The 25,624-nt window shown below is 54.0% G+C and carries 22 protein-coding genes and 2 pseudogenes; 22 read left to right on the top strand and 2 right to left on the bottom strand.

What is annotated here, in order from left to right; all coding sequences use genetic code 11:
* Window positions 1-1,301 precede the first annotated feature (1,301 nt).
* From ACEVJL_RS12105 to ACEVJL_RS12085, 5 genes are all read left to right on the top strand, one after another.
* On the top strand, window positions 1,302-2,591 hold the full coding sequence (locus tag ACEVJL_RS12105; protein WP_374738015.1) for an O-acetylhomoserine aminocarboxypropyltransferase/cysteine synthase family protein: 1,290 nt from the start codon (window positions 1,302-1,304) through the stop codon (window positions 2,589-2,591).
* Between the two features lie 3 nt (window positions 2,592-2,594).
* Window positions 2,595-3,527 (top strand): cysteine synthase A, encoded by a 933-nt coding sequence (gene cysK, locus ACEVJL_RS12100; RefSeq protein ID WP_235398317.1) that lies wholly within the window; start codon window positions 2,595-2,597, stop codon window positions 3,525-3,527.
* A gap of 102 nt (window positions 3,528-3,629) precedes the next feature.
* On the top strand, window positions 3,630-4,817 hold the full coding sequence (gene nifS, locus ACEVJL_RS12095) for a cysteine desulfurase NifS (protein ID WP_302667424.1): 1,188 nt from the start codon (window positions 3,630-3,632) through the stop codon (window positions 4,815-4,817).
* A gap of 14 nt (window positions 4,818-4,831) precedes the next feature.
* Window positions 4,832-5,242, top strand: coding sequence for a Fe-S cluster assembly scaffold protein NifU (nifU, locus tag ACEVJL_RS12090; RefSeq protein ID WP_374738014.1), 411 nt, complete (start codon window positions 4,832-4,834; stop codon window positions 5,240-5,242).
* A gap of 95 nt (window positions 5,243-5,337) precedes the next feature.
* Complete coding sequence (locus ACEVJL_RS12085) at window positions 5,338-5,766, top strand: RrF2 family transcriptional regulator (RefSeq protein ID WP_235398320.1); 429 nt, start codon at window positions 5,338-5,340, stop codon at window positions 5,764-5,766.
* A gap of 114 nt (window positions 5,767-5,880) precedes the next feature.
* Here the strand turns inward: ACEVJL_RS12085 and ACEVJL_RS12080 are convergent, their stop codons facing one another.
* Entirely contained in the window at window positions 5,881-9,414 is a 3,534-nt protein-coding gene (locus tag ACEVJL_RS12080; RefSeq protein WP_374738013.1) for an S-layer homology domain-containing protein, read from the bottom strand.
* A gap of 485 nt (window positions 9,415-9,899) precedes the next feature.
* On the opposite strand from ACEVJL_RS12080, the gene ACEVJL_RS12075 reads away from it, so the two are divergent.
* From ACEVJL_RS12075 to ACEVJL_RS12020, 11 genes and pseudogenes are all read left to right on the top strand, one after another.
* Complete coding sequence (locus ACEVJL_RS12075) at window positions 9,900-10,223, top strand: hypothetical protein (protein ID WP_374738012.1); 324 nt, start codon at window positions 9,900-9,902, stop codon at window positions 10,221-10,223.
* Window positions 10,224-10,325: 102 nt separating this feature from the next.
* Complete coding sequence (locus tag ACEVJL_RS12070; RefSeq protein WP_006571759.1) at window positions 10,326-10,568, top strand: hypothetical protein; 243 nt, start codon at window positions 10,326-10,328, stop codon at window positions 10,566-10,568.
* 75 nt (window positions 10,569-10,643) lie between these two features.
* Window positions 10,644-11,465, top strand: a complete 822-nt coding sequence (locus ACEVJL_RS12065; protein WP_374738011.1) for a ParA family protein — start codon at window positions 10,644-10,646, stop codon at window positions 11,463-11,465.
* On the top strand, window positions 11,422-12,357 hold the full coding sequence (locus ACEVJL_RS12060) for a ParB/RepB/Spo0J family partition protein (protein WP_169319137.1): 936 nt from the start codon (window positions 11,422-11,424) through the stop codon (window positions 12,355-12,357). The genes ACEVJL_RS12065 and ACEVJL_RS12060 overlap by 44 nt, the downstream gene beginning before the upstream one ends.
* 12 nt (window positions 12,358-12,369) lie before the next feature.
* Entirely contained in the window at window positions 12,370-12,645 is a 276-nt protein-coding gene (locus ACEVJL_RS12055) for a DUF5720 family protein (protein ID WP_033121838.1), read from the top strand.
* Between the two features lie 289 nt (window positions 12,646-12,934).
* On the top strand, window positions 12,935-13,828 hold the full coding sequence (locus tag ACEVJL_RS12045; RefSeq protein ID WP_374738009.1) for a DUF6017 domain-containing protein: 894 nt from the start codon (window positions 12,935-12,937) through the stop codon (window positions 13,826-13,828).
* A 34-nt stretch (window positions 13,829-13,862) separates the two neighbouring features.
* Window positions 13,863-14,603 carry a BRO family protein gene (locus tag ACEVJL_RS12040; protein WP_374738008.1) on the top strand — a complete coding sequence of 247 codons (741 nt, stop codon included), beginning with the start codon at window positions 13,863-13,865 and terminating at the stop codon, window positions 14,601-14,603.
* A 24-nt stretch (window positions 14,604-14,627) separates the two neighbouring features.
* Window positions 14,628-14,939 (top strand): DUF5720 family protein, encoded by a 312-nt coding sequence (locus tag ACEVJL_RS12035; protein WP_374738007.1) that lies wholly within the window; start codon window positions 14,628-14,630, stop codon window positions 14,937-14,939.
* 100 nt (window positions 14,940-15,039) lie between these two features.
* Window positions 15,040-15,540 (top strand): PcfB family protein, encoded by a 501-nt coding sequence (locus ACEVJL_RS12030; protein WP_374738006.1) that lies wholly within the window; start codon window positions 15,040-15,042, stop codon window positions 15,538-15,540.
* Window positions 15,537-16,073: pseudogene (locus ACEVJL_RS12025) on the top strand (type IV secretory system conjugative DNA transfer family protein); the annotation flags it as partial. The gene ACEVJL_RS12030 and the pseudogene ACEVJL_RS12025, both read left to right, overlap by 4 nt.
* 48 nt (window positions 16,074-16,121) lie before the next feature.
* Window positions 16,122-18,482, top strand: coding sequence for a recombinase family protein (locus ACEVJL_RS12020; protein WP_021631982.1), 2,361 nt, complete (start codon window positions 16,122-16,124; stop codon window positions 18,480-18,482).
* A gap of 51 nt (window positions 18,483-18,533) precedes the next feature.
* Here ACEVJL_RS12020 and ACEVJL_RS12015 read toward each other — a convergent pair whose 3' ends face one another.
* Entirely contained in the window at window positions 18,534-19,478 is a 945-nt protein-coding gene (locus ACEVJL_RS12015) for a hypothetical protein (protein ID WP_374738005.1), read from the bottom strand.
* A gap of 435 nt (window positions 19,479-19,913) precedes the next feature.
* Here ACEVJL_RS12015 and tet point away from each other — a divergent pair, with 435 nt between their 5' ends.
* From tet to ACEVJL_RS11985, 6 genes and pseudogenes are all read left to right on the top strand, one after another.
* Window positions 19,914-21,851, top strand: coding sequence for a TetM/TetW/TetO/TetS family tetracycline resistance ribosomal protection protein (gene tet / locus ACEVJL_RS12010; RefSeq protein ID WP_035300359.1), 1,938 nt, complete (start codon window positions 19,914-19,916; stop codon window positions 21,849-21,851).
* Between the two features lie 300 nt (window positions 21,852-22,151).
* A complete protein-coding gene (locus ACEVJL_RS12005) occupies window positions 22,152-22,445 on the top strand; it encodes a DUF3847 domain-containing protein (RefSeq protein WP_021631985.1) in 294 nt (97 codons plus the stop codon).
* Complete coding sequence (gene mobQ / locus ACEVJL_RS12000; protein ID WP_021631986.1) at window positions 22,446-23,912, top strand: MobQ family relaxase; 1,467 nt, start codon at window positions 22,446-22,448, stop codon at window positions 23,910-23,912. It abuts the gene before it with no gap.
* Window positions 23,909-24,328, top strand: coding sequence for a cysteine-rich VLP domain-containing protein (locus ACEVJL_RS11995; protein WP_021631987.1), 420 nt, complete (start codon window positions 23,909-23,911; stop codon window positions 24,326-24,328). Before mobQ ends, ACEVJL_RS11995 begins: the two co-directional genes overlap by 4 nt.
* Before the next feature lie 84 nt (window positions 24,329-24,412).
* Window positions 24,413-24,679: a transposon-encoded TnpW family protein gene (locus tag ACEVJL_RS11990; protein WP_374738004.1), complete on the top strand. Its 267-nt coding sequence runs from the start codon at window positions 24,413-24,415 to the stop codon at window positions 24,677-24,679.
* 35 nt (window positions 24,680-24,714) lie between these two features.
* Window positions 24,715-24,993: pseudogene (locus tag ACEVJL_RS11985) on the top strand (VirD4-like conjugal transfer protein, CD1115 family); the annotation flags it as partial.
* Between the last annotated feature and the right edge of the window lie 631 nt (window positions 24,994-25,624).

Raw genomic sequence — 25,624 nt, 5'->3', positions numbered from 1 at the left:
ACAGCCAAGGACAGCAGCCTTGCGGAGGATAGTTGCTCAGGGCATCTTGTGAAAGTGATAGTACAGGAATATATGCAATACAAACAGCCTACATAGCGTCAATCTCGAATTGTCGTGCTTGCTGATGGTATCTGTGAGGAACCCAGGACTGTAGAATCCTATAGTCTTACAGGAATAAGCGCACTTGATGCGCTATCGGTCAGAGATTTCTGAGCGTTACGGATGAGCTGCAGGTCAACGATACATATGAGTTCGCAGAGAAACAGACATTGAATTTGCCTGGATTGGAATTACAGCGAGATACACCCTGAAATGCAGGTATTTAAATGTGGTATAAATCTATACATTTTAATGTTAATGAAATTTCCTTTTCCATCGGTGCGGGGTTTTCGATTTCTTTTGTAGCAGCAAGCCTATCCAGCGTCTAACAAATGTCTAACAGACCACCAAAAATCCAGCGCGTGAACTGCGGCAAAGGGTCAGAGATTTTGTGCTTCCTAGGGACCAAAAATCCCTTGTACCACAACGGTTTCACTTAACACGAGTGGAGACGAAATATCCCCTCCCAGTATCAATCCTGTCCCCTTCGAGTTCTGTTGTCTCCACCATGCGAAGAACCACACCAAAAGGTGTGGTTCTTTTGCTATTCTTGACTGTTCGGCGGGTGACCGCCTCCAACGGGTCAGGTCGCAGATTTTAGTTGTGTTGTCTACCCCAAAACAAAAAGCAGTTGCGTAAGCAACTGCTTTTTGTTTTGGGTTTCGGCGGCTTTGCCGCCTTCACCCTCCGGCGATTACAGTGCTCGACAGAAGTGAATTCTGCCTGCGCCAAGGTTTTGGCCAAAGGCCAAAACGCTTGTACGGCGCATCTGCGCCGCCGGCCAGAAGGCCGGGATCGCGGTGGATCGGCGGGCGACCACCTCTAATCATTGTTTTTAAAAAGAAGGAAGATGCGATGCAGTCGCATCTTCCTTTTTCTGTTATGGCAAGAAGAAAAGAGGGGAGCGTAGTCCGGCGCTTCTGATGCAAAGCTAGGAATAGGTTCAAGAGCTTAAGGAGAAATAAATTTATTTTACCTATTGACATAGTAGGCAAATATGGATATGATTATACCAACCTAAATGGTAGGCAAATAAGAGACCCTATGACAGGGCGCCTCTTCTGGCCTACAAGAGAAGGCAGGGAACACCATGGGGCATTTTTTTGAGACGCTGGTCAGAGCCAACTTTCGTTTTGGGCGAATGTGTCTGTGTTGATGAATAAGTGAACACCGACTACACAAAACGAAAGGAATGGATGACAATGAACAATTACAGATTTGAGACGCTCCAGCTGCATGTGGGACAGGAGACTCCCGACCCTGCGACGGACGCCCGGGCGGTCCCTATTTATGCCACTGCGTCGTATGTATTTCAGGACTGCGCCCATGCCGCGGCTCGGTTCAGCCTGGAGGAAGGCGGAAATATCTATAGCCGACTGACAAACTCCACCCAAGATGTGTTGGAGAAGCGGATCGCGGCTTTGGAAGGTGGTGTTGCCGCTCTGGCGCTGTCCTCCGGCGCAGCTGCTATTACCTATACGATTGAGGCCCTGGCCCTGAATGGGGGGCATATCGTGGCGCAGAAGACCATCTACGGAGGCAGCTATAATCTGCTGGCTCATACGCTGCCCAATTTCGGCATCACCGCCAGCTTTGTGGATATCCACGACCTGGACGAGGTGGAGCGCGCTATTGAGCCAAACACCCGGGCCATCTATATTGAAACCCTGGGAAATCCCAACAGCGATGTTCCCGACATCGATGCGCTGGCTGAATTGGCACACCGCCATGGCCTGCCGCTGGTGGTGGACAATACCTTTGGTACGCCGTATCTGATTCGGCCCATCGAGCACGGCGCGGATCTGGTTGTTCACTCCGCAACCAAGTTCCTCGGCGGACACGGAACCACGCTGGGCGGCATCATCGTAGATGCCGGGACCTTCGACTGGGCGGCCTCGGGCAAGTATCCTCCCATTGCCGCCCCAAATCCCAGCTATCACGGAGTGTCCTTTGTCCAGGCGGCTGGAAAGGCGGCGTTCGTCACCTATGTCCGGGCGGTTCTGCTGCGGGATACCGGCGCCTGCATTTCTCCCTTTGCCGCCTTCCTGCTGCTGCAGGGCGTGGAGACCCTCTCTCTGCGCATAGAGCGCCATGTGGAGAATACCAAGAAGGTGGTGGAATTTTTGGCTAACCATCCCCAGGTAGAGCAGGTCAGCCACCCCTCTTTGCCGGAGCACCCGGACCACGAGCTCTATGAGCGGTACTTCCCCAACGGCGGTGCCTCCATTTTCACCTTTGACATCCGGGGCGGAGAGAAGCAGGCCCATCAGTTTATTGACAGCCTGCAAATTTTCTCTCTCCTTGCCAACGTTGCCGATGTGAAGAGCCTGGTCATCCATCCGGCAACCACCACCCACAGCCAGCTTACGCAGGAGGAGCTGGATGATCAGAAGATCAAGCCTAATACGATTCGGCTGTCCATCGGCACCGAGCATATCGACGACATTCTGGCAGATTTGCAGCGCGGCTTTGATGCCGTTAAGGAGGAATAACCCATGAGCCGTATTTATACATCCGCAGACCAGTTGATTGGAAACACTCCGCTTTTGGAGCTGACACACATAGAAGAAGCGTTTGGACTGAAAGCCCGTATTCTGGCAAAGCTGGAATACTTGAATCCCGCCGGTTCTGTCAAGGACCGCATTGCAAAGGCGATGATTGACGATGCAGAGCGGTCAGGGAGGCTTAAGCCCGGCTCTGTCATCATTGAGCCCACCTCCGGAAACACGGGCATTGGCCTTGCCTCAGTGGCGGCGGCCAAAGGCTATCGGGTCATACTGGTCATGCCGGAGACCATGTCTGTGGAACGCCGCCAGCTTATGAAAGCCTACGGGGCCGAGCTGGTGCTGACAGAAGGGGCAAAAGGGATGAAAGGCGCCATTGCAAAGGCGGAGGAGCTGGCCGCGGATATCCCCAACAGCTTTCTTCCGGGACAGTTTGTCAATCCGGCCAACCCTCAGGCACACCGGGAGAGTACCGGACCTGAGATTTTCAGAGATACCGATGGACAGGTGGATATTTTTGTTGCCGGTGTAGGAACCGGCGGCACCATTACTGGCGTGGGGGAATATCTCAAGGCCCAGAAGCCGGAGGTTCGAATCGTCGCGGTGGAGCCTGCCGCTTCCCCGGTATTGTCCGCAGGCACTGCGGGAGCTCATAAGATCCAGGGTATCGGCGCGGGATTTGTTCCCGACGTGCTCAACACCAAGATCTATGACGAGATCATTCCCGTGGAAAATGAACATGCGTTTGCCGCGGGAAATCTCATCGGCAAGCAGGAGGGGATCCTTGTGGGTATATCCTCCGGCGCTGCGGTTTGGGCCGCCATAGAAGTAGCAAAGCGGAAGGAAAACGAAGGGAAAACCATCGTTGTCCTGCTGCCGGACACCGGAGACCGGTATCTGTCCACCCCGCTGTTTGCAGAGTAACAGAACTACTCCGGCAGCTGCGGGATGCGGCTGCCGGAGTTTTACTTCCAAGACAAGAGTAACTGAGATGTGGCGTCTATTCAGGACGCAAAGGAGAACACCATGCAGATTTATCTTGATAATGCAGCGACCACAAGCGTGAGCGAGACCGCGCTGCAGGCCATGCTGCCCTATTTTAGCCAGGAATATGGCAACCCCTCCAGTCTCCATTCCTTTGGCCAGAGAGCCAATGAGGCGCTGACAGAGGCCCGGGAGAAAATTGCCGCGCTGCTTCACTGCCAAGCCAGAGAAATCACCTTCACTTCCGGAGGCAGCGAAGCAGACAATCAGGCGATCCGTTCCGCTGCCCAGATTGGGGCAAGAAATGGAAAGCGGCACATCATTTCCACCGCCTTTGAACACCATGCCGTGCTTCACACACTGGCCAAGCTGGAAAAGGAGGGCTTTGAGATCACGCTTCTGGATGTACACGAAGACGGTCTCGTACGGCCCCAGGAGGTTGAGGCGGCCATTCGGCCCGATACCTGCCTGGTTACTGTGATGTATGCCAACAACGAGATTGGGACCATCCAGCCGGTGGAGGAGATCGGGCAGATCTGCCGGGAAAAAGGAGTCCTGTTCCACACAGACGCGGTACAGGCAGCGGGCCATCTTGCCATTGACGTGCAGAAGCAGAACATTGACCTGCTCTCGCTGTCGGCCCACAAGTTCCACGGACCCAAGGGTGTGGGCGTCCTGTATGCCAGAAAAGGCGTTCCTCTTACAACCCTCATTGAGGGCGGCGCGCAGGAGCGGGGCAAGCGTGCGGGCACGGAGAATATCCCTGCCATCGTGGGAATGGCCGCGGCCCTGGAGGAGGCCTGCAGGAACATGGAGGCCAATCGGGTCAAGATGACCGCTCTGCGGGATCAGCTGATCCAGGGCCTTGGACAGATCCCCCACTCTGTCTTGAACGGCGATGCCCAGAGAAGACTGCCTGGAAATGTACATTTCTGTTTTGAGGGAATTGAAGGAGAGGCCCTTCTGCTGCTTTTGGATGATAAGGGCATCTGTGCATCCTCCGGTTCGGCCTGTACGTCCGGCTCTCTGGACCCCAGCCATGTGCTGCTGGCCATTGGGAGACCCCATGATATCGCCCATGGCTCGCTGCGGCTGACTCTCTCCGAAGCGACCACCGAGGAAGAAGTTCGGTATACCATTGATGCGGTTACCCAGGTAGTGGCCCAGCTGCGGGGGATGTCTCCTGTATGGAGAGACCTGGAGAACGGCGTGAGACAGTTTGTGATTTAAGTGAGGTGTATGTTATGGCTCTTTACAGCGAAACCGTGATGGACCACTTCCGCAATCCGCGGAATGTAGGAGTGATTGAAGACGCGGACGGAGTCGGCGAGGTCGGCAACGTCCAGTGCGGCGATATTATGAAGATCTATCTGAAGATCAAGGAGGGGATCATCTCCGACGTAAAGTTTGAGACCTTTGGCTGCGGCAGCGCCATCGCATCCAGCTCCATGGCCACGGAGATGATCAAAGGCAAGCCGGTGGCGGAAGCTATGGCGCTGACCAATCGGGCTGTGGCTGAGGCCCTGGATGGGCTGCCCGCCCACAAGCTCCACTGCTCGGTGTTGGCGGAGGAAGCAATCAAAAAGGCGCTGCAGGACTACTATGAAAGAAACGGAATGTCCAATGAAGCGGTGGCTGCCCAGGAGCAGAAGTAAGCGTTCTGCAGGCTGCTTTTCCATGCCGGACGCAGTTGCATTGTACCCCCTTCCGCAGTAAAATGGGAAACAAGAAAACGAGGTGTTTTACGGCAATGATTTCAACAAGAGGCAGATACGCCCTTCGCGTCATGATTGACCTTGCAGAACACGCCGACGACGGCTATATTCCCATGAAAGAGGTTGCACAGCGACAGGGGATCTCGTTAAAATATCTGGAGCGAATTATGCCTGCCCTGTCAAAAAACAACCTGGTGGAAGGCGTACATGGAAAGGGCGGCGGATACCGCCTGAGCAGAAGGCCGGAGGACTATACGGCAGGAGAGATTCTGCGCCTGGTGGAGGGAAGCCTTGCCCCGGTGGCCTGTCTGGAGTGCGGCGCGGAGCCGTGCAGCAGGCAGGATACTTGTAAGACCATCGCCATGTGGAAGAAGTTTTATGATCTGGTCAACGGATATTTTGATCACATTACCGTGGCAGATCTGGCGTACGGCAATTTGGACACAGAGGATTTTCAGTTCTAAGCATAAAAATAACCACACCATTTGGTGTGGTTATTTTTTGCGTTAAGCCTGCTTTGGAATGTGAACTGCAATTGCGAAGTCACTGCGCAGATTCAAAGGTACAGGCAGTTTTACTTATGATGCAGATACGATTTTATGAAACTGCATCATCATGGTTGCAGACTGTGCGCGGGTTGCCGTGCCGGCAGGAAGCAGCTGCGCGGTATCGGTGCCGCTGACAATACCCGAGGCATATGCCCATGCCAAAGGCTGGCGTGCATAGGAACTGATCGTGTCCGCATCGGCAAAGCTGCTCAGATCCGTCTGAACAGAAGTGTCGAGGCCCTTCTGCTCTGCGTAGCGGTACAGCATGACCGCCAGCTGCTCACGGGTAATGGGGTCGTTTGGACCAATGCGGCCATCCCCGTAGCCGGTCAGGACGCCGGCTTTTACCGCCCAGCTGATTGCTGCTGCATACCAAGCGTCCGGAGGAACATCTGCATAGGCAGCCGCGTCGACCTGGGGACGGCCCTCCAACGCATATAGGATCTGCGCCATCTGCGCACGAGAAAAATTCCCTTCCGGAGCAAAGGTATTTGCAGATGTTCCGGTCATGATGTCATGGTAGCATACGTAGCGTACGGCCGGATAATACCAGGACTGCTTGTCGACATCCGCAAAGCTGCCCGACCATGCCAGGGTCTCGTCATACCCAACGGTGAACACACAGGGGGCAGTGGCTGTAAAGTGGACCGTCTTGGAAGAAGCATCATAGCTAGAGTGTACCTCAGACCAGCCGCCAGATGCGTTCTGGGTTTGAACAAGGATGCCGGATGCACTCTGCTGCGGCTCCAAAGTGTGGGGAATGGCGATTTTTGCTTGGCCGCCGTGCAGGTCGGTCAAAGATTCCTGATCGCATAGGATTTTCCATGCCCACAGGGGACGAGCGGTGTTATTGGCTTTGCTGTCTTGTGCCGCGGTCAGCAGCACCGTTATTGTGCGGCTCTGAGCCCAATCTGCAGCAGAAGCCAGAGCTGTGGCATCCAGAGTAATGGAGCCCATCGCTGTTTCCATGGTAAAAGAAGCTTTCTTGTGTGAACTGAGCTCGTTCAATGCGCTGCTGGACACCGACAGCTGCACGGTTTCGGCGGTGTTCGAGTCCACCTGGATAGAAATTGCGGGAGCGGTATCTGTGGTTTGCGCTGCCTGCAGGACTGTGTGGACCGATTTGCTCAGGGTATCGGCAGAAACCTGTGCCGTATAAACACGGCCTGCACTGTCAGCGGATCCGGAAGCGGGCAGGCTGATGGTGCTGTCAGAAACTTCTGTGGGGGGCGTACCGCCGCCTGCGGAGCCACCACCGCCTGCGGAGCCACCGCCGCCTGCGGAACCGCCGCCGCCTGCGGAACCGCCGCCGCCTGCGGAACCGCCGCCGCCTGCGGAACCACCACCGCCTGTGGAACCACCGCCTCCTTCAGGAGGGGGCTGGATGCCATTATCCGGTACCGCACGGAGCGCTTCCTGAGCATTGATCAGTAAGGTAGCAACGGCGGAAGTGGAGCTGGCCTGTTCAATGGCTGCGATTGCAGTATGCAGAATATTGTCCAGCTGCTTGATCCCCTCCGGGGTATAGTGAGTGGGATCATAGCTGCTGTGATCCATGTGAAGCTGGGCAGTGGCCTGCTGTTTTTGCTTTGCCAACTCGGCACGCTGCTGCAATGCGTTAAGCAAAGATGCCTGCAGCTGAGTGCGATGCTCGTTGGATTCAGCAACAGCATTTTCATAGGTGGAAAGCCACTGGGTGGTAACTTCGCTCATCGCGCGGGTGGAGAGACCGTCCAGCGCGCTGGCCCACTGCGCCGCAGCACTCAAACGGCGTAATCCCTGCATGGAGGACTCCACCTGCTGTACAGCCAATGCGGCAACCAGCTGTTGATCGTCCATATTTTTCAAATCGGTCTTGGCTGCAACAAATTCGGTTGTTAAGCCTTCCGAAGCCTGCTCTGCTGCGCTGCGGATAGAGGCGGCGTTTGACTCGTTGATCGCCTGACCATCAATTTGGCTGATTACCTCACGGTATGCAGTGCGCCACTGAGAAGCGACCTGTTCCACACGCTGGTTGAGCGTAGGAAGCTGCGCCATTGCATGATTGGCCTGTGAGAGAAGAGCATCCAGCTGATCTTCTGCTGTACCTGCTGCAGCGGCCAGCTGAGCCCGAGATGTCTCATACTGAGAGGCCAGAGCGGTCCAGTCCTGCGCAGTGTAGTTGGTGGAGACATAGGTGGAAAAAGCCTGGTCCAGCTGTTTTAAATATTGATTTACTGTCTGCTCACGCCAGACTGCATATAGCGTGACCGTGTCGCCCTGCTGGAAAGCCAAATTGCGGACGGAGGCTTGATCCTTGTACTTTACGGGGCCGTTCTGTGTCAGTGACCAGCCGGCAAATTCCATGCCGCTGGGGGCAGTGAACGTACAATCCGGCAAATTTTTCGACTGATTGTACGAGACGGTGATGGAATCCATCTTTCCGCTGCCTGTATTGCTATCGAAGGCGATTTGATACTGGATGGGCGTCCACTGGGCATACAGCGTGACGCGGTCTCCTTGGATTTCGCCGCCGAGATTTTTGACTTTCTCCTGCGCGGCGTAGACCTTTCCGTCGCCGAAGGTGTCTTCCCAGCCGCTAAACTGATAGCCCATACGGGAAAAATCACTATTCGGCAAAATCAGGTCCGTATTCCATACGGCAGCCTGGGAGGGCATGGAAGCGCTGCCGCCGTTGGCCGAGAAATAAATAGTGTAGTCGTTGGGAAGCCACTTGACATACAGCGTTTGACCATTTGCGGGCAGGTTATCCGGTGCCGGCTGTGTAAAGTCTGGGTCCAGATACCAGGCGGTTCGCTCATAGCCCAACTTGGGGTCTTGCTCGTCATATACAGAGGACTCTACGATCAGAGAGCTGCTGATCGGGAGCGTAAGGGTGTCCAGCCAGTTATTGCGGGCGACAAAACCGCTGCCGATGGGGCTGAGATTAGTATTATGGCTTAAATCCAGATTGGTCAGACGGTTGTGGTCGAGATGTACGAACTCTAGCTCCGACAGCATGGACAGATCTACCTTGGTTAGATTATTGTCAAAGGATTCAATGAACTTCAGCTTGGTGTTGGTTGAAAAATCCACGGCGGGAAGATCGTTATACCGGCAATAGATAATTTCCAGTGCAGTACAGCCTGTCAGGTCCAGCGCCGTCATATGATTGCTTTCGCAGTTGAGAGAAATCAACTCCTTCAGCCCGGACACATCCAGGGAAGAGATCCGGTTAACCGCGCAGTGCAGATACTTCAGCTGGAGATTCTGGCTGACATCCAGGGCGGTCAAAGCATTATTTTTGCAATTGAGGGATTCCAGTGCGGAAAAGACCTCGATTCCCTTCAGCGAGGTCAGGTTCTGATTTGCCACATCGATGGAACGGATATTAGCCAACTCCTCGGCGGTCAGCACGCCGTCTGCGCCGTATCCGCTGATATGAGAGGGGTCTTTTAGCCATTTCTGAAAAGCGGCGTCAGGGAATGTATGTTCAGTGATGGTAATGCTTTCTCCAGAAATTGTATTTCCGGAAGCGGCTATAGCCGTTGGAAAGTATTGACCAAGAAAAATTGTTGCCAGCAAGACTGACACGCCTTGTCGCAATCTGTGCTTCATGATTTTGCTACATTTCTAATTATTGTTATATTTTGCGATTTTTTTGAATTATGGTCGAAAAATGATGAAGCTATTATATTATAGCAAGTGTCCATACGTGAAGTAAATGGTGAATAAATCACATAAAATACAGGGAAAATGTTACTTTTCGCACGGATAAGATAATAATAGAAAAGCTGTTGCGTTATAAACGAATAAGCCTGGTAAGAAAAGGCGAATATCACAATTATATTTAGGCTGAGAAATTGGGATTGGCACGAAGAGCAAGTGAGTGCATCAGCGCTGACGCTTTTTGTTGCAGGCATAAAAACGCCGGAGCAAAGCAGACTTTGCTCCGACGCGAAATATTGCAACAGTATAGATGCCGCAGCTTCCAGGCTCGCACCCAAAACCAAATCACAACCCAGCATTAGCGGTTGTGATTTGGAAAGGAGGAGCAAGGGAGCGGGCGGATGAGTTTTTTTCGCCATGGGTATAAAAAAACGTGGTCGCAAAGCGAACTTTGCGACCACGTGGTGCCGGTGACCGGACTCGAACCGGTACGCTGTCGCCAGCGGTGGATTTTGAGTTATTCAAGCCATTCGGAACCTGATGGCCTGAACCGGAATAAAACGGTCTTTTCCGTCACTTTCCAAAACATCAAAAACACGAAAAAGCCTTATAAAATCAGCATTTTCGACGCAAAGCACCAAAAGTACAAGCAATTCGTCCCCTCCTCAATTATCGGCAACCAGATACCCAATTTGAGGCGCTGGAGGGATGTTGGAGGGATGTAAGCAGGATATACCTCCTGCAAACTCGTACAGGGGACATACACACTAATAGGAATTGTAACAGCTTCATCCGTTGTTGACAATACATAAATTGGAGCTGATACAATGAAAACCCGAAAATACTATGAGCAACTTTTTAACAAGTATCCCGATGTGGTGACGCTATCGCAGTTCAGAAATATGCTGGGTGGTATCGGTGACGGGACTGCAAGAAAGCTCATGCGCGAGAATCGCGTTAAGCACTATTACATCCGTTCTACCTATCTAATTCCCAAAGCCTGGGTCATTGACTATGTTCTCAGCGACCACTATGCGGAATACAAAGATCAACTGAAAGCGCAGGTTTAGACTGTGCTTGGCTAATGTAGGCGTTCAGAAATGAGCGCCTATTTTTTATCCAATTTTGAGGAGGTGACGCAAAACATGAACACGCAAATTATCGCCATCGCCAACCAGAAAGGCGGCGTTGGCAAGACAACCACCTGCGCGAACTTGGGGATCGGGCTGGCACAGGCCGGAAAGAAAGTGCTGCTGATCGACGGGGACCCGCAAGGCAGCCTGACTATCAGCCTGGGCCATCCCCAGCCGGACAAGCTGCCCTTTACCCTGTCCGACGCGATGGGCCGTATCCTGATGGACGAGCCGCTGCGTCCCGGTGAGGGTATCCTGCACCACCCGGAAGGCGTTGACCTGATGCCCGCCGACATCCAGCTCTCCGGCATGGAGGTCTCCCTGGTGAACGCCATGAGCCGAGAGACTATTCTGCGGCAGTATCTGGACACGCTCAAGGGACAGTATTCCCATATCCTGATTGACTGTCAGCCCTCCCTGGGTATGCTCACGGTCAACGCCCTGGCCGCCGCCAACAGGGTCATAATCCCCGTCCAGGCGGAGTACCTGCCCGCCAAGGGCCTGGAACAGTTGCTCCAGACCGTAAACAAGGTGAAGCGGCAGATCAACCCCAAGCTCCAGATCGACGGCATATTGCTGACGATGGTAGACAACCGCACCAACTTTGCCAAGGAGATCGCCGCTCTGTTGCGGGAGACCTACGGCAGCAAAATCACGGTTTTCAAAAGCGAGATTCCCCATTCTGTCCGGGCAAAGGAAATCAGCGCCGAGGGCAAGAGCATTTTTGCCCATGACCCCAATGGCAAGGTAGCCGAGGGGTACAAAAATCTGACCCAGGAGGTGATAAAACTTGAAAAGCAGCGCGAAAAAAGTAGAGCTGGCTCCATACGATGACTTGTTTTCCACCGAAGAAAGCCGCCAGGATGCCAAGCTGGAAAAAGTACGGGAAATCCCGCTGTCTGAGCTGCATCCTTTCAAGAACCATCCCTTCAAAGTCAAGGATGACGAGGCCATGATGGAGACCGCCGACAGTGTTCGGCAGTACGGTGTTCTGGTTCCGGCGATTGCCCGCCCGGACCCGGAGGGCGGCTATGAGCTGGTTGCCGGTCACAGGCGGCACCGGGCCAGTGAGCTGGCCGAGAAAGAAACCATGCCGGTCATTGTCCGAGACCTGGACGATGATGCCGCCACCATCATCATGGTGGACAGCAACTTGCAGCGAGAAAGCCTGCTCCCCAGCGAGAGAGCTTTTGCCTATAAGATGAAGCTGGAGGCTATGAAGCACCAAGGTGAGCGCATGGATTTAACTTGTTCCCAAGTTGGGAACAAGTCTGCTGGAAAGAAGTCCAGTGAGCTTTTGGCTGAACAGGTCGGCCAGAGTAAAAATCAGATTTTCCGCTATATCCGCCTGACAGAGCTGATCCCCGAACTGCTGGATATGGTCGATGAAAAGAAAATTGCTCTCAACCCGGCCTATGAGCTGTCTTTCCTCAAAAAAGAGGAACAGCGGGACTTGCTGGACGCGATGGACAGCGAACAGGCCACCCCCTCTCTTTCCCAAGCCCAGCGGCTCAAGAAATACAGCCAGGAGGGGCATCTGACCCTCGATATGATGCGCGTCATCATGGGCGAGGAAAAGAAAAGCGATCTCGACAAAGTGACCCTTTCTGCCGACATCCTGCGGAAGTATTTTCCCAAGAGCTATACGCCCCAGCGGATGCAGGAGACCATCATCAAGCTGCTGGAGGGGTGGCAGAAGAAGCGCCAGAGAGACCAGGAACGATGAAAGGAGCCGCCTATGAGGGATATTTCAGCCCGTGAGCTGAAAGGACACAACATTTTGGCCGTGGAGCGTTTTCAGGACAACACCCGCTGGATGATCGAGTTTTCCATCCTGCGTCCCTGCTCCTACGGCAGCCCCGGCGATGAAATGCGGCTGTTTCTCACGGAGGACGGGTATCAGGCCGCCCTCGTAAGCCGGAAGCGCCGGGAAATCAAAATCAAGCGGTATGCCCGCGTGATCGAGGGCCATGTCCTCGACTTCAAGCCGGACAAGCGCCGCCGCCACCCGTAAACCTGCCACTACCACGAAAGGAAAGGAATGAATATGTGTACTGTCCAGAGCATCAAGGATGCTATCTGGGAAAACTGCCAGTCCCAATATGACATGGCATCCACTGACATTGACCGGGTTTTGCAGACCCTCCCGTTTTCTCAGGAACCGGGACCATTTTCTAAGCCGAAATCGCAAAGGCCGCCGTATTGGTTCCACGCAAGAAAATATGAAAAAGTGTGACTGCCACAATTCTTTTTATAGGATTGTGGCTTTTTTCATGCCCTGAGAGCAGAAAGGAGTGAAGTCAATGGCGGTCTTTCGGATTGAAAGAACCCGCGACTATACGGTAATGAGCAATCATCACCTGCGGAACCATGAATTGTCGCTGAAGGCCAAGGGACTGCTTTCCATGATGCTGTCCCTGCCGGATGACTGGAACTATACCACCCGTGGCCTTGCGAAAATCTGCAAGGAGGGCGTGGACGCCATCGGTAATGCGCTGCGGGAGCTGGAAACCGCCGGTTACATCGTGCGCCACCAGCTGCGGGACCGGCAGGGCCGGATCAGCGATACCGAGTATGTCATTTATGAACAGCCCCAGCCCCGGCAGCCGGAAACGCCTGGGCCGGATACGGATGTACCAGATACGGCTTCACCAGATACGGAAAACCCGTATCTGGATAAACCGGATACGGAAAAGCCCGCAGAATTAAATATAGAGAAATCAAATACCCAAAAATCAATTACTCATGGATCAAGTACCGATTCCATTCCCTTCCGGGAGCCAGCGGCAGCACAGCTGCCGGAACGGAAAGGAAGGGATGCGATGTCGCTCACAGAGATGGAAAGTTATCGGGATTTGATTTTGGAGAACATCGAGTATGACCACCTGTGCCGGGAGTTTACCACCTACCGGGAGGACCTGGACGAGATTGTGGAGCTGATGGTGGAGACCGTCTGCGCCAAGCGGAAAACCACCCGGATCGCTGGCAGCGACTTCCCCCATGAGGTAGTCCGCTCCCGTTTTTTGAAGCTGGATTGCTCCCACATCGAGTTTGTCATGGAGTGCCTGCGGAACAATACCACCGAAATCCGCAACATGAAACAGTATCTGCTTGCGGTGCTGTTCAATGCGCCCACCACCATCAGTAACCACTACACCGCACAAGTTAACCACGATATGTACGCAGGCGGCTGGTAAGGGCCGCCTTTTCTCATGCCAAAGGAGGAACAACATGAAGCAGATGGAAATTTTTAAGAACCCGGAGTTTGGAGCCATCCGCGCCGTAGAGATTGATGGCGAACCCTGGCTGGTGGGCAAGGACGTATCCCTGGCGCTGGAGTACACCAATCCGCAGAAAGCGATTCGGGACCATGTGGATGCAGAAGATCGGACGGTGAACGATTCGTTCACCGTCAACGGAACCGCCATCACGCTCATCAACGAGAGCGGCCTCTACTCCCTGGTGCTGTCTAGCAAGCTCCCCAAAGCAAAGCAGTTCCGCCGGTGGGTCACGTCTGAGGTACTGCCCACCATCCGCAAGCACGGGGCCTATATGACCAAGGAAAAGCTGTGGGAAGTTGCTACCTCCCCGGAGGCGCTGCTGAAGCTCTGTTCCGAACTGCTGGCTGAGCGGGAAGAAAATGCGGCGCTGCGTGAGGAAAAGGCCCTGCTGGAAAGCAAGGCCGCCTTTTATGACCTGTTCATCGACCTCAATCACAGCACCAATCTCCGCACCACCGCCAAAGAGCTGGTTGTGCCGGAACGCCGGTTTGTCCGGTTTCTGCTGGAACAGCGGTTTGTTTACCGCACGGCATCCGGGAATGTCCTGCCTTATGCGAAGCCCTCCAACGCCGGTCTGTTCTGTGTGAAGGATTACTACAATCATGGACACTTTGGCTCTTATACGCTGGTGACGCCCCAGGGCAAGCTGTATTTTGCCGAGCTGCGGGATTTGATTCTGATGGTTGTGTAAGAGCAAGCGAAAGGAGGCTTTTCAATGTCGGAGAGGAAAACCATGGGCCAGCTGATGGAGGAAATGCGCCTCAAGGCCGGGGCGCAGAACTATCACGGCCATGAGTACATGGATTTGGAGCGGTTTGCCGAGGATACCCGACACATGATTATCTTCGATGTGCTGACCCACGATTCCCCGGTTGGCTGGAAAGGCGAACGGACCCGCCTGTTTCTGACGGAGGCCGGATACCAGAAAAGCCTGGAGAATCAGGAAAAGGGCCACATCAAGATTCTCAGCCATGCCAAGGTGCGCCAGGGCCACCTGTACTATGACCGCTCTGACCAGCTGCGCTGAAAGGAGCCTGCCATGCTGAAATACCTGCTGCGGCGGCTGGTGGTCCCGCCTTAGTATCAAGCGCCACCCCTGCAAAATCCGTGGAAAGGAGGCGAGAAAAATGCAGGAGGAAGTGGAAAACAGGACTTTGACGCTGGTAGTCAGCGGAACAAAGTTCACCGGGCGGTTGCTGAAAGCCGCCATCACTAAGTACCTTGCCCACCGCAAGGAAAAGAAGCTACAAAAGCAGAAAAGCCGGGATGCCCCCGTGATTCCCCACGGCAAGCAGACAGTAAAGCAGCTGATCGGCCAGAACCAGGGCGTTTCCAACATCGAGATTACCGACCCATCCATCAAGGAGTTTGAGAAGATCGCCCGGAAATACGGTGTGGACTATGCGGTGAAGAAAGACCGCAGCAGCTCCCCGCCCAAGTACCTGATCTTTTTCAAGGGCCGTGATGCGGATGCCCTGACCGCTGCCTTTACCGAGTACACCTACAAAAAAGTCAGAAAGACGGCGAAATCCGAGCGACCGTCCGTGCTGGAAAAATTGAACCAGTTCAAAGAGCTGGTGAAGCACGCCGTCCTGGATCGGAACAAGCGGAGGGAGCTGGAACGATGAAAAAGCAGCTTGACATCAAAAAGCTCCTTTTGCTGAATATGCCCTATCTCCTGATGGGACTGTTCGCTACCAACTTCGGTGAAGGATGGCGTATGGCCGTGGGTGCGGACGCTTCGGCAAAAATGCTCTCGTTCTTCTCCACGCTGCCGGTGGCGCTGGCCAGCTGGTGGCCCAGCCTACACCCTCTGGACCTGCTGGTGGGGCTGTGCTGCGGCACTGGCCTGCGGCTTGCAGTCTATCTCAAGAGCAAGAACGCCAAGAAGTACCGACACGGCATGGAGTACGGGTCCGCACGATGGGGGACCCATGAGGACATCGCTCCCTACATAGACCCGGTGTTTCAGAACAATGTGATTCTGACCAAAACCGAGAGCCTGACCATGAACAGCCGCCCCAAGGACCCCAAGACCGCCAGAAACAAAAATGTTCTGGTAATCGGCGGCTCCGGCTCCGGTAAGACCCGGTTCTGGCTCAAGCCGAACCTGATGCAGATGCACTCGTCCTATGTGGTCACAGACCCCAAAGGGTCACTATAATAAGGATAGAAAGGTCGTGAAAATACAAAACAGGAGGTTACACACATGAGGAAGCAGGAGCAAAAGGGTAAAATCACAGCATTGTACGAAAGGTTATCTCACGACGATGGGCGGTCTGACGAGAGCGTGTCCGTAGAAAATCAAAAGCGCATCCTGGAGGACTACGCCCGAAAAAATGGCTTCACTAATGTCCGCCACTTCACCGATGACGGGGTGCGGGGAACGACCTTCAAGCGGCCCGGCCTGGACGCTATGGTGGACGAGATACGGGCCGGAAATGTGGCTACCGTCATTGTCAAAGACCAGAGCAGAATAGGCCGTGACGTGGTGGAGGTCGGCTTGCTCAAACGCACCTTTGACGAGTACAACGTCCGCTTTATCGCCGCCAATGACAACCTGGACACCGCCAATGGATTTGATATTATGTCCATCTTCCGGGATGTGATAAATGAGTGGTACGTTGCTGACACCAGCCGCAAAATCAAGACCGTTTTCAAGTCCAGAATGGAAAAGGGCCTGCGCTGTTCGGGGGCCGTCCCCTATGGCTATCTCGCCTCAAAAGAAGAAAAGGGCGAGTGGGTGATCGACGAGGAAGCTGCCGCCGTTGTGCGCCGCATCTTTCAGATGGTCATGGACGGTCAGAGCGTCAACGGCATCGCCCGAACGCTGCGGGCCGAGCAAATCCCCATCCCTTCCGAACACTGGAAGCGTATCGGCTGTCCTGTTCGAGCCAACAGCTACCGCGACCCCTACGCATGGTCTGCCACCACCCTGGGTTATATTCTTAAAAGGCCGGAGTACCTGGGGCGCAAGGTGCTGGGCAAGACTGTCTGTGAGAACTACAAGACTAAAAGCACCCGCAGGACAATGCCAGAGGAACAATTTGTATTTGAGGGAGCCGTCCCCGCCATCATTGACGAAGAAACGTGGCACAATGTTCAGCGTTTGCGGGAAACCAAGCGCCGGACACCCAAGCGGAGTAATGCCCCTAACCGTTTAACCGGACTGCTCTACTGTGCCGACTGCGGCGCAAAGCTGACCCACCACAACAGTCTTGTCCAAGGCAAGTACATTGACGATGCTTTCACCTGTTCCAGATACCGGGCACCTATGGAGGATTGCACCATTCACTATGTTGCCACGCAAAAGCTGGAAGCGGCGATCCTCTCCGCCATCCAGCGGATAAGCTGGTATGTCCGCAACAACGAGCAGGAGTTTGTTCAGCGGGTTCGAAAGGCATCCAGTCTGCGCCAGGAGGAAGCAGTCAAGGATTGCCGGAAACAGATTGTCCAGGCGAAGAAGCGCCACGCCGAACTGGACGGACTGGTGAAGAAGCTGTACGAGGCCAACGCCACGGGCAAGCTGCCGGATAAGCATTTCAGCCGTCTCCTTGCCGAGTATGACGAGGAACAGGCCGCGCTGGAAGCCTCCATGACGGAGTGGCAGGGCTTGCTGGACAACTGGAACGCCGACCGGGTGAGAATGACGGAGTTTATCGACCTTGCCAAGCGGTACACCGATTTTTCGGAACTGACTACGCCCATTCTCAATGAGTTTATCGAGAAAATCGTTGTCCATGAGGGCAACGGACGGGGAAAGCAGCGCCGTCAGCGGTTAGATTTCTATTTCAATTTCATTGGCGCGTTTGAGGTTCCCGCCGACATTGTGACCCCGATGGAGCAGGAGGAAGAACGCCGCCAGCAGGAGGAACAGGCAGAGAAAGAGGAACGCTCCCAGGTGCTTGCCCAGGTTCGGTATGAGAGGTACAAGCAGGAGCGCCGGGAGTTTACCGCGAGGAAGCGGGCGGGCCTGTTGACCCCGGAGGAACAGGCGGAGGAAGAACGGCGGTTAGAGCGCAATCGGGCCTATCAGCAGAAGCAACGCGACAAGAAAAAGGCCAGTCAGCCAGAGAAGCCTCGCAAACGCTCACTGAAGGAACTCGCCAAGCTGGATGGAGCCGATCTCACCCCGGAGGAAGCGGAGCGGCTTGCGGCGCACCGCCAGAAGAAAGCCGAGCAGCACAAAGCGTGGCGTGACAGGCAGAAGTCCGCACAGCCCCCGAAGCCCCAACAGCGGACGTTGAAAGAACTTGCCAGATGTGCCGAGGCAGGTTTGCCTCTCACCCTAGAAGAAGCGGAACGGCTGGAAGCCCATCGCAATCGGAAAAAGGCGGCTTTGCAGGATTTGAAAGCCCGCGCCGAAACCGACCCGGTAGCGGCGGCAGAGTTGGCGCAGCAGAGAGCGCAACAGTCAGAAGCGGTAAAGAAGTCCCGTCAGAAAATGTATGCGGACGCTGCCGCCGGAGATCCCGAAGCCCAGGCCCGGTATGAACGTATGCTTGCCGCGAGGCGGGAGAACTACCACAGGAAGAAACAGGCAGAAGCCGAAGCTGCTCAAGTCAGCTAACGTAGATACAGAAAACGCCAGGGACAACGATAGTCCGTGGCGTTTTTGTCATTACTGCCGTTCCAGCAAATCCATATATTTCTGACGTTCGCCCTCCGGGACTTTCAGCGCCGCCATAGCCTGTTCAATGGTCAGCCCCATCGTTTCCATGAGGTTTTTGATAGAGGACAAGATACCTTTAGCAACGCCTTTTTCCTCAACGCCCTTGCTCAAATTACACATGACCGACACCTCCCTTTCCATTGTCTGCGTCATTTGAATGTCGTAATCGTCCTGCAAAATTTTCCGCTTTTCCGCCTCGCTGGTTTCGTTGGAGAGAAGCACATCCAGCATCCGCAATACGCCGTCATAATTTGACCCATCCGGCCCGCCAAGGCACCGCATGATGATGGACAGCAAATCATAATTCCTGATGGGTTCTTTGCCCTCGCCGACCAGATATTCTTCCACCAGCCGATACCGGGTAATGGTGTTCTCTCGATACTGCGGCGGTTTCATGCAAATCCAGATGGAGTAGACCTTCTTGATTTTCTCATAATGGGAGCCAGTGAACTCCCTGCCGTACTGGGAAGAAATCATGCGGCAACAGTAGTATATGCCACGCTTTATCAGCGGATAGCCGGGGTAAAAATCGTTCTGGGCCTCCACGTTGATGATGAGGGCAATTTGTTCCTCGGAGTCGGGAACGATGGCGCGGAAGCGAATGTCATAGGTGACTGTCCCCTCGCGCACCGATTTGTCCTCGGTGTCCATGCCGCTGATGACTGTGCCACCCTCGTCCGGCAGCACCGGGACGGCGGACACCTGGGGTTGGCCCTCAATGTACTTCTCGGCAATATCATTGACATCGCAATCCTTGTATTCTTCCAGGCAGGACTTCATAATCCGCGCCAGGATTGCCTTTTCAGACAGGACACGCTTACAGGCGGCATCATAACCCGCGCTGTCATCTGTGACGTGCAGTCCCTGGGCGATTGTCGTTTTGAGCTCCACCATCCTCACCTTCTTTCGTTTCATTCTACCACAGCTTTGCCAGCGCGTCCACTTCTTTTTTGAAAAGAGTTGCGTATGGCGTATACACGAGAGAGATATGGAGGTGCAGTGACAGAAAAAATTTATCTTAACAGGGTTGCTTTTGGGAATTTGATATGCTATACTATAAAAATCCAAGCAAAGGAGTTTATCAATATGCGGCAAGGTATTCTTAAATAAAATTTGATAATGGGAACAAAGACAAACGTCCTCAAGGAGAGGGCTTGGTTTTTGTACCCAATTTAAGAATACTTTTGCCTTTTCATTTCATATCGTGATAGACAACGGCCAGCCTTGGCCGCAGTTTTCATGTGTGTCCTACCTATCATCCCCAGCGGTAAAAGTATTTGTCGCTGGGGATTTTTGCGCCCTTCTGGGCCTTGTATGGAGGACAATCATATGAAAATCATCAATATTGGCATTCTTGCTCATGTAGACGCAGGTAAGACGACCTTGACGGAGAGCCTGTTATATACCAGCGGAGCAATCGAGGCGCCCGGCAGTGTGGATCAGGGAACAACGAGAACGGACACCATGTTTTTAGAGCGGCAGCGTGGAATCACCATTCAAACGGCGGTCACTTCCTTTCAGTGGCACGATTGTAAGGTCAACATTGTGGATACTCCTGGGCATATGGATTTCTTAGCGGAGGTCTATCGCTCCCTTGCCATTCTTGACGGAGCGATTTTGGTTGTTTCTGCAAAAGACGGCGTTCAGGCGCAGACCCGTATTCTGTTTCATGCTCTGCAAGTAATGAAAATCCCAACTGTTATCTTTATTAACAAAATCGACCAGGACGGGATTGACCTGCCAGGTGTGTATCAGTCTATCCGAGATAAGCTCTCCGCAAATATGATTATTAAGCAGAACGTGCAGCTTTCCCCGGATATATCCATCATGGAAAACATGGGGCTGGAGAATTGGGATACCGTGATTGCGGACTGTGATGAATTGTTGGAGAAATATATTGCCGGAGAACCAATGGACAAAGAAGAACTTCTGCGGGAGGAAAACAGGAGAATCCAAAGCGTCTCTCTGTTTCCGGTCTATCATGGCAGTGCCAAGGTAAACTTGGGAATCCGACAACTCATTGAAGCGGTCACAGATACATTCCAATCACCCACCGGGCAGAACAGCTCTGAATTGTGCGGAACTGTGTTCAAAGTTGAGTACGCAAACCAGAGCCAACGCCTTGCCTATCTGCGGTTGTATAGCGGTACGCTTCATTTGCGGGATTCCGTAGCCTTGGCAGGGAAAGAAAAACTGAAAATTACGGAAATGCGTATCCCCTCAAAGGGTGAGATTGTCCGAACAGAGATTGCCCATGCGGGCGAGATCGTCATTGTACCCTGCGACAGTTTGCGGCTGAATGATGTGCTGGGAAACAAACTGCTGCTGCCCCGTGAAACGTGGAGCGACAATCCTCTCCCTTTGCTGCGGACAACAATTGCACCAGAGAAACCAGAACAGAGGGAACGCTTGTTAAACGCCTTGACAGAAATTGCGGATACCGACCCGCTTCTGCGCTATGAAGTAGACGCTGTGACCCATGAGATCATTCTCTCCTTTTTGGGCCGGGTACAATTGGAAATTATCTCTGATCTTCTGGTGGAAAAATATCAGCTCAACACAACTGCAAAAGAACCTACCGTCATCTATATGGAGAGGCCATTGAAAGCGGTAAGTCACACCATTCATATCGAAGTGCCGCCCAATCCATTCTGGGCGTCCATCGGGCTGTCCGTCACCCCTCTCCCCCTTGGCACCGGAGTGCAGTATGAGAGCAAAGTTTCCGTTGGATACTTGAATCAGAGTTTTCAAAACGCTGTATTGGATGGTATCCGCTACGGTCTGGAACAAGGCGTGTATGGATGGAAGGTAACGGACTGTAAAATCTGTTTTGAGTATGGGCTTTATTATAGTCCGGTCAGCACTCCCGCAGACTTTCGGTCATTGGCACCTATTGTATTGGAGCAGGTGTTGAAAAAGGCGGGGACGCAGCTATTGGAACCATATCTTTCTTTTACACTCTATGCGCCGCAGGAATATCTCTCCAGAGCTTATCATGACGCACCAAAATATTGCGCGAGTATTGAAACGACCCAGGTTAAAAACAGCGAGGTGATTTTTACTGGCGAAATCCCTGCCCGCTGTGTGCAAGAGTACCGCAATGACCTCACCTTTTATACAAACGGGAGAAGCGTTTGTTTAACAGAATTGAAGGGGTATCAAATCGCCAGCGGCGAACCAGTTTTTCAGCCACGCCGCCCAAACACCCGGATTGATAAGGTGCGCCATATGTTCAACAAAATTCTCCCATCAATGATGGACTTATAAAATCCCTTTGGAACAAAGGGCGCACTTCTATACATGGTCTGCGACCATGTATCGTGCGCTCTGCGAGGCTACGGCCCGGACTTCCGAAAGTCCGGGCCGTTTGCGTCGCTCCGCTCCGTACAAGGGGCTGCGCCCCTTGCGCCGCTTTGCGGCTATCCCTGCGCCCTCGCTGGAAAGGTACATCCGCTCTGCGTCTGCACCTTTCCAGCGAGGCTAAAACCGAATACCGTTACCCTTGACCGTTTACCCGACACAGCAGGTAGACGGTCTTTTGTTTTGCCAAGAAGGAGGTCAAACACGATGGACAAGTCACGCGAAGAATTAGAGAAAGAGTATGCTGAGGCCACCGCTAAGTTGGAGCAGTACCAGCACAGAGGCCAGCGGTATGAGAACCGCATCCGCTACTACACCCAAGGCGAAAGGAAGAAGCGAAACCACCGACTTATCACCCGTGGCGGAGCGGTGGAGAGTATCGCCCCGGAGGTGCGCGGCATGAGCGAAAGGGCCTTTTTTCTTTTGATGGAAAAGGTCTTTTCCCTGCCGGAAGTTGCCGCCCTGGTGAGCCAAGCCACTGACCAGCAGGAAAGCGGATAATTGGCCCTGTTCCATCTCCACGTTACCCAGGTCAAACGGAGCGCGGGACAGTCTGTTGTCACGTCCGCCGCCTACCGAGCCGGGGAGAAATTGTATAGCGAATACTATGGCGAGGTCAGCGACTACACCCACAAGGGCGGCGTGGTCTGCACAGACATTCTCCTGCCGCCCCAGGCCCCCAACCAGTACCAAGACCGCGCCACCCTCTGGAACGCCGTGGAGAAGGCCGAGCGCGGCAAGAAAGCCCAGCTTGCATATAGCTTTGACATTGCCTTGCAGAACGAGTTTTCATTGGAGGAAAACATCGCTCTTGCAAGGCAATTTGTTTCGGAGCAGCTTGTGGGCCGGGGCATGATTGCCGACTTTGCCATCCACCAGCCGGACAAGGAGGACGGCGGTATTCCTAACCCGCACTTTCATGTTCTCTGCCCCATCCGGCCCATTGAGCCAGACGGCAAATGGGGGTGCAAGCAGCGCCGCCGCTACCGTCTGGACGAGGACGGGAACCGCATTATGGGAGAGGACGGCAAGCCCCTCTTTGACGCTGTTCCCACTACCGACTGGGGAAGCCCGGAAACACTGGAACATTGGCGGGAGGCGTGGGCCGCTATGGTGAACGCCAAGTTTGAGGAAAAGGGGCTGACCTGCCGCATCGACCACCGCTCCTATGAGCGTCAGGGCCTTGACCTGCTGCCCACCGTCCATGAGGGCGTGGCCGTCCGCCAGATGGAGGCCAAGGGCATCCCCACCGACAAGGGCGATCTGAACCGCTGGATAAAAAAGGCCAACAACATTCTGCGGGATATTCGGAAGAAAATCGCCGGCCTGACGGATTGGATTAAGGCCATAAAAGAAGAATTGAGCAAGCCCCAGGCCCCGACCCTTGCCGCCCTGCTGACCGACTACTATGAGGGCCGGAACGCCGGAGCATGGAGCCGCAACGCCAGGATTGGAAATCTTAAAGGTTTTGCCGAGGCCATCAATTTTCTGACCGAGAGGGGCATCGCTACGCTGGAAGATTTAGAGACCCATATCGCCGCCCAGAGTGAACGAACGGAGGCCATCAACACATCCATGAAAGCGAAGCGTGACCGTCTGAACGAATTGAAGGAACTGCTTCGCCTTGTTGACCTCTACCGAGACACCAAGCCCGTCTATGACGAGTTGCAGGGTATCAAGTGGAAGGGCAAGCGGGAAAAATTCGAGAGGGAGCATGAGAACGAGTTGAGGACGTTCCACATGGCCCGCCGGAAGCTGGACAAGCACCGTTCCCCTGCTGGTAAAATCCCCGTTCATGCGTGGGAACAGGAACAGGCGAGGCTTCACCAGGAGTACACAGCCGAGTATGAGCAGTACAAGCCTATCCAAGACGATTTGCGGCGGCTTCAACAGGTGAAGCGGAACGCCGATGCTGCCATACACCAGCAGGAGCAGACCCAGCAGAAACGCCGGGAGGTGGAGCGGTGAACGGCATTCCCCGACTGACCTACCAGCAGTACCGAGCCGTCCGGCGGCTGGTGCATGACTGCTGCAATTATGACGGCGGCAACTGTCTTGCTCTTGATGACGGCTGGGAGCCTTGTGTCTGCGTCCAGAGTATCACCTATTCCCTGGTCTGTAAATGGTTCCGCGCCGCCGTCCTGCCAACAGACAAGGGGTTGTGTGCCGCCTTGCTCCACCGAGGACAGGCGCGGCCCTGTGCCGAGTGCGGGGCGATGTTCGTGCCGCGCTCCAATCGGGGCAAATACTGTGACGAGTGCGCCGCCAATGTGCGCCGGAGAAAGAAAGCTGCCAGCGAACGGGAACGCCGCAGGCGTGGACATTTAGAGGCTGAAAAGCCTTGCAATCAGGGGGCTTGTGGACAGTCCTCAAAGGGGGACTAATACATTCCCCTTCCCCCACTCCAACGTGGGCGGCAAAATGGCGCTCACGTGGATTAACTTTGATGAATGATGAAAGGAGAGCCTATGACCTACGACCCCAGCATGACGATCACCAGCACCATCCCCGCCCCGGAGGGGAGCGACAGAACCAGCAGAGAGGGCAAGGCCATCCCCCTGCCCGTGATGGCGGGCGGCAACGCTTCACCCGCCCCGGACGTACCGCCACCCGATATGGTAAAGACCGTTGGCGGTACGACCTTTGATATTTATTTCCATTTCAGCCAGACCAGCCGGGAAACCTTTACCGACAAGGTACTGCGCCTTATTCAATCCGATGTTGTAACCTCATAAAAATAATTTACTTTTTTCTCTATCCTTATTGACAAAACCCGAAAGGCACCATCCTGGTGGAGTGCGGCAAGATGCTCCAGCGCGGCACCCCCAAGCTGGGCAAGGACGGCAAGCCCATGAAGGACAAGCGCGGCAAGGTCATCTATGAGCCTTACCGGATCAAGGTCCTCAATACCATCAACTTCAAGAAGTCCATGCACTATAACCCCTTTGCCTATATCCACTCGGAGAAGGACATTTTGAAGCTGGTCACGACGCTGATCGCCAATACCAAGGGCGAGGGCAAGGCCGGGGACGATTTCTGGGTCAGTGCGACTCGTTCGCTGGCGGTAAGAAGTCAGCGGACAAACAACAAAATACAGTTGTTTGGATAACTGGTAATTCGACAGGTGGAATGACGGGGTAACGCCCTGAAACGCCTGCCCTCGGTGGGCGTGCATTGGCTGCAAAGCCGGTGTACGAAGCCCCATGACAACGGCTGAGAGCAACCGTAGCCGCCGCCAACGGCGGCCGAAAGCGGTCTGGAGGCAGACTGTGTTGCCTATAGGCCAAGGGTCTATAAAATACCCATGGTTAGAATGTTCGCCTTGGCAGGCGAACTGACGAATCCGCGAATGTACGGGTCTATAAGAAGACCATATAGAAATGTATGGGTGCGTTTAAGCGCAGCCGGTGTGGTTTAGTAGAAATTTGCCCTACGAACGACCATGTTGTGTTATAGGCACATCCCAGCCGGCAGGCTCATAGCGGAAACCTAAAGGTATAGATGCACAGATAGGATTACCGGAACGAGGAAAGGCAGCGGCTTTCGCAAGGAAGAACCCGGCGAAGAACAATAAGCGGGTGAACCGCTGCTGAAAAGTAGTGATCGAACCGAAGAAGTCCCTGTAATGGGGATGGAGGAATGGTCACAAGTCGAATTGTGGAAACAGGCATTATTCAATC

The sequence above is a fragment of the Flintibacter porci genome (genome assembly GCF_041925195.1).
GTDB lineage: Bacteria > Bacillota > Clostridia > Oscillospirales > Oscillospiraceae > Lawsonibacter > Lawsonibacter porci.
Note: the sequence above shows the minus strand (reverse complement) of the source record. Positions and strands in the feature narration are given on the sequence as shown.

Bases quoted from the DNA above. Each gene is read 5' to 3' on its own strand.
- ACEVJL_RS12105 (WP_374738015.1), top strand. From the start codon at position 1,302: ATGAACAATTACAGATTTGAGACGCTCCAGCTGCATGTGGGACAGGAG.
- cysK (WP_235398317.1), top strand. From the start codon at position 2,595: ATGAGCCGTATTTATACATCCGCAGACCAGTTGATTGGAAACACTCCG.
- nifS (WP_302667424.1), top strand. From the start codon at position 3,630: ATGCAGATTTATCTTGATAATGCAGCGACCACAAGCGTGAGCGAGACC.
- nifU (WP_374738014.1), top strand. From the start codon at position 4,832: ATGGCTCTTTACAGCGAAACCGTGATGGACCACTTCCGCAATCCGCGG.
- ACEVJL_RS12085 (WP_235398320.1), top strand. From the start codon at position 5,338: ATGATTTCAACAAGAGGCAGATACGCCCTTCGCGTCATGATTGACCTT.
- ACEVJL_RS12075 (WP_374738012.1), top strand. From the start codon at position 9,900: ATGAGTTTTTTTCGCCATGGGTATAAAAAAACGTGGTCGCAAAGCGAA.
- ACEVJL_RS12070 (WP_006571759.1), top strand. From the start codon at position 10,326: ATGAAAACCCGAAAATACTATGAGCAACTTTTTAACAAGTATCCCGAT.
- ACEVJL_RS12065 (WP_374738011.1), top strand. From the start codon at position 10,644: ATGAACACGCAAATTATCGCCATCGCCAACCAGAAAGGCGGCGTTGGC.
- ACEVJL_RS12055 (WP_033121838.1), top strand. From the start codon at position 12,370: ATGAGGGATATTTCAGCCCGTGAGCTGAAAGGACACAACATTTTGGCC.
- ACEVJL_RS12045 (WP_374738009.1), top strand. From the start codon at position 12,935: ATGGCGGTCTTTCGGATTGAAAGAACCCGCGACTATACGGTAATGAGC.
- ACEVJL_RS12040 (WP_374738008.1), top strand. From the start codon at position 13,863: ATGAAGCAGATGGAAATTTTTAAGAACCCGGAGTTTGGAGCCATCCGC.
- ACEVJL_RS12035 (WP_374738007.1), top strand. From the start codon at position 14,628: ATGTCGGAGAGGAAAACCATGGGCCAGCTGATGGAGGAAATGCGCCTC.
- ACEVJL_RS12030 (WP_374738006.1), top strand. From the start codon at position 15,040: ATGCAGGAGGAAGTGGAAAACAGGACTTTGACGCTGGTAGTCAGCGGA.
- ACEVJL_RS12020 (WP_021631982.1), top strand. From the start codon at position 16,122: ATGAGGAAGCAGGAGCAAAAGGGTAAAATCACAGCATTGTACGAAAGG.
- ACEVJL_RS12015 (WP_374738005.1), bottom strand. From the start codon at position 19,478: ATGGTGGAGCTCAAAACGACAATCGCCCAGGGACTGCACGTCACAGAT.
- tet (WP_035300359.1), top strand. From the start codon at position 19,914: ATGAAAATCATCAATATTGGCATTCTTGCTCATGTAGACGCAGGTAAG.
- ACEVJL_RS12005 (WP_021631985.1), top strand. From the start codon at position 22,152: ATGGACAAGTCACGCGAAGAATTAGAGAAAGAGTATGCTGAGGCCACC.
- ACEVJL_RS11990 (WP_374738004.1), top strand. From the start codon at position 24,413: ATGACCTACGACCCCAGCATGACGATCACCAGCACCATCCCCGCCCCG.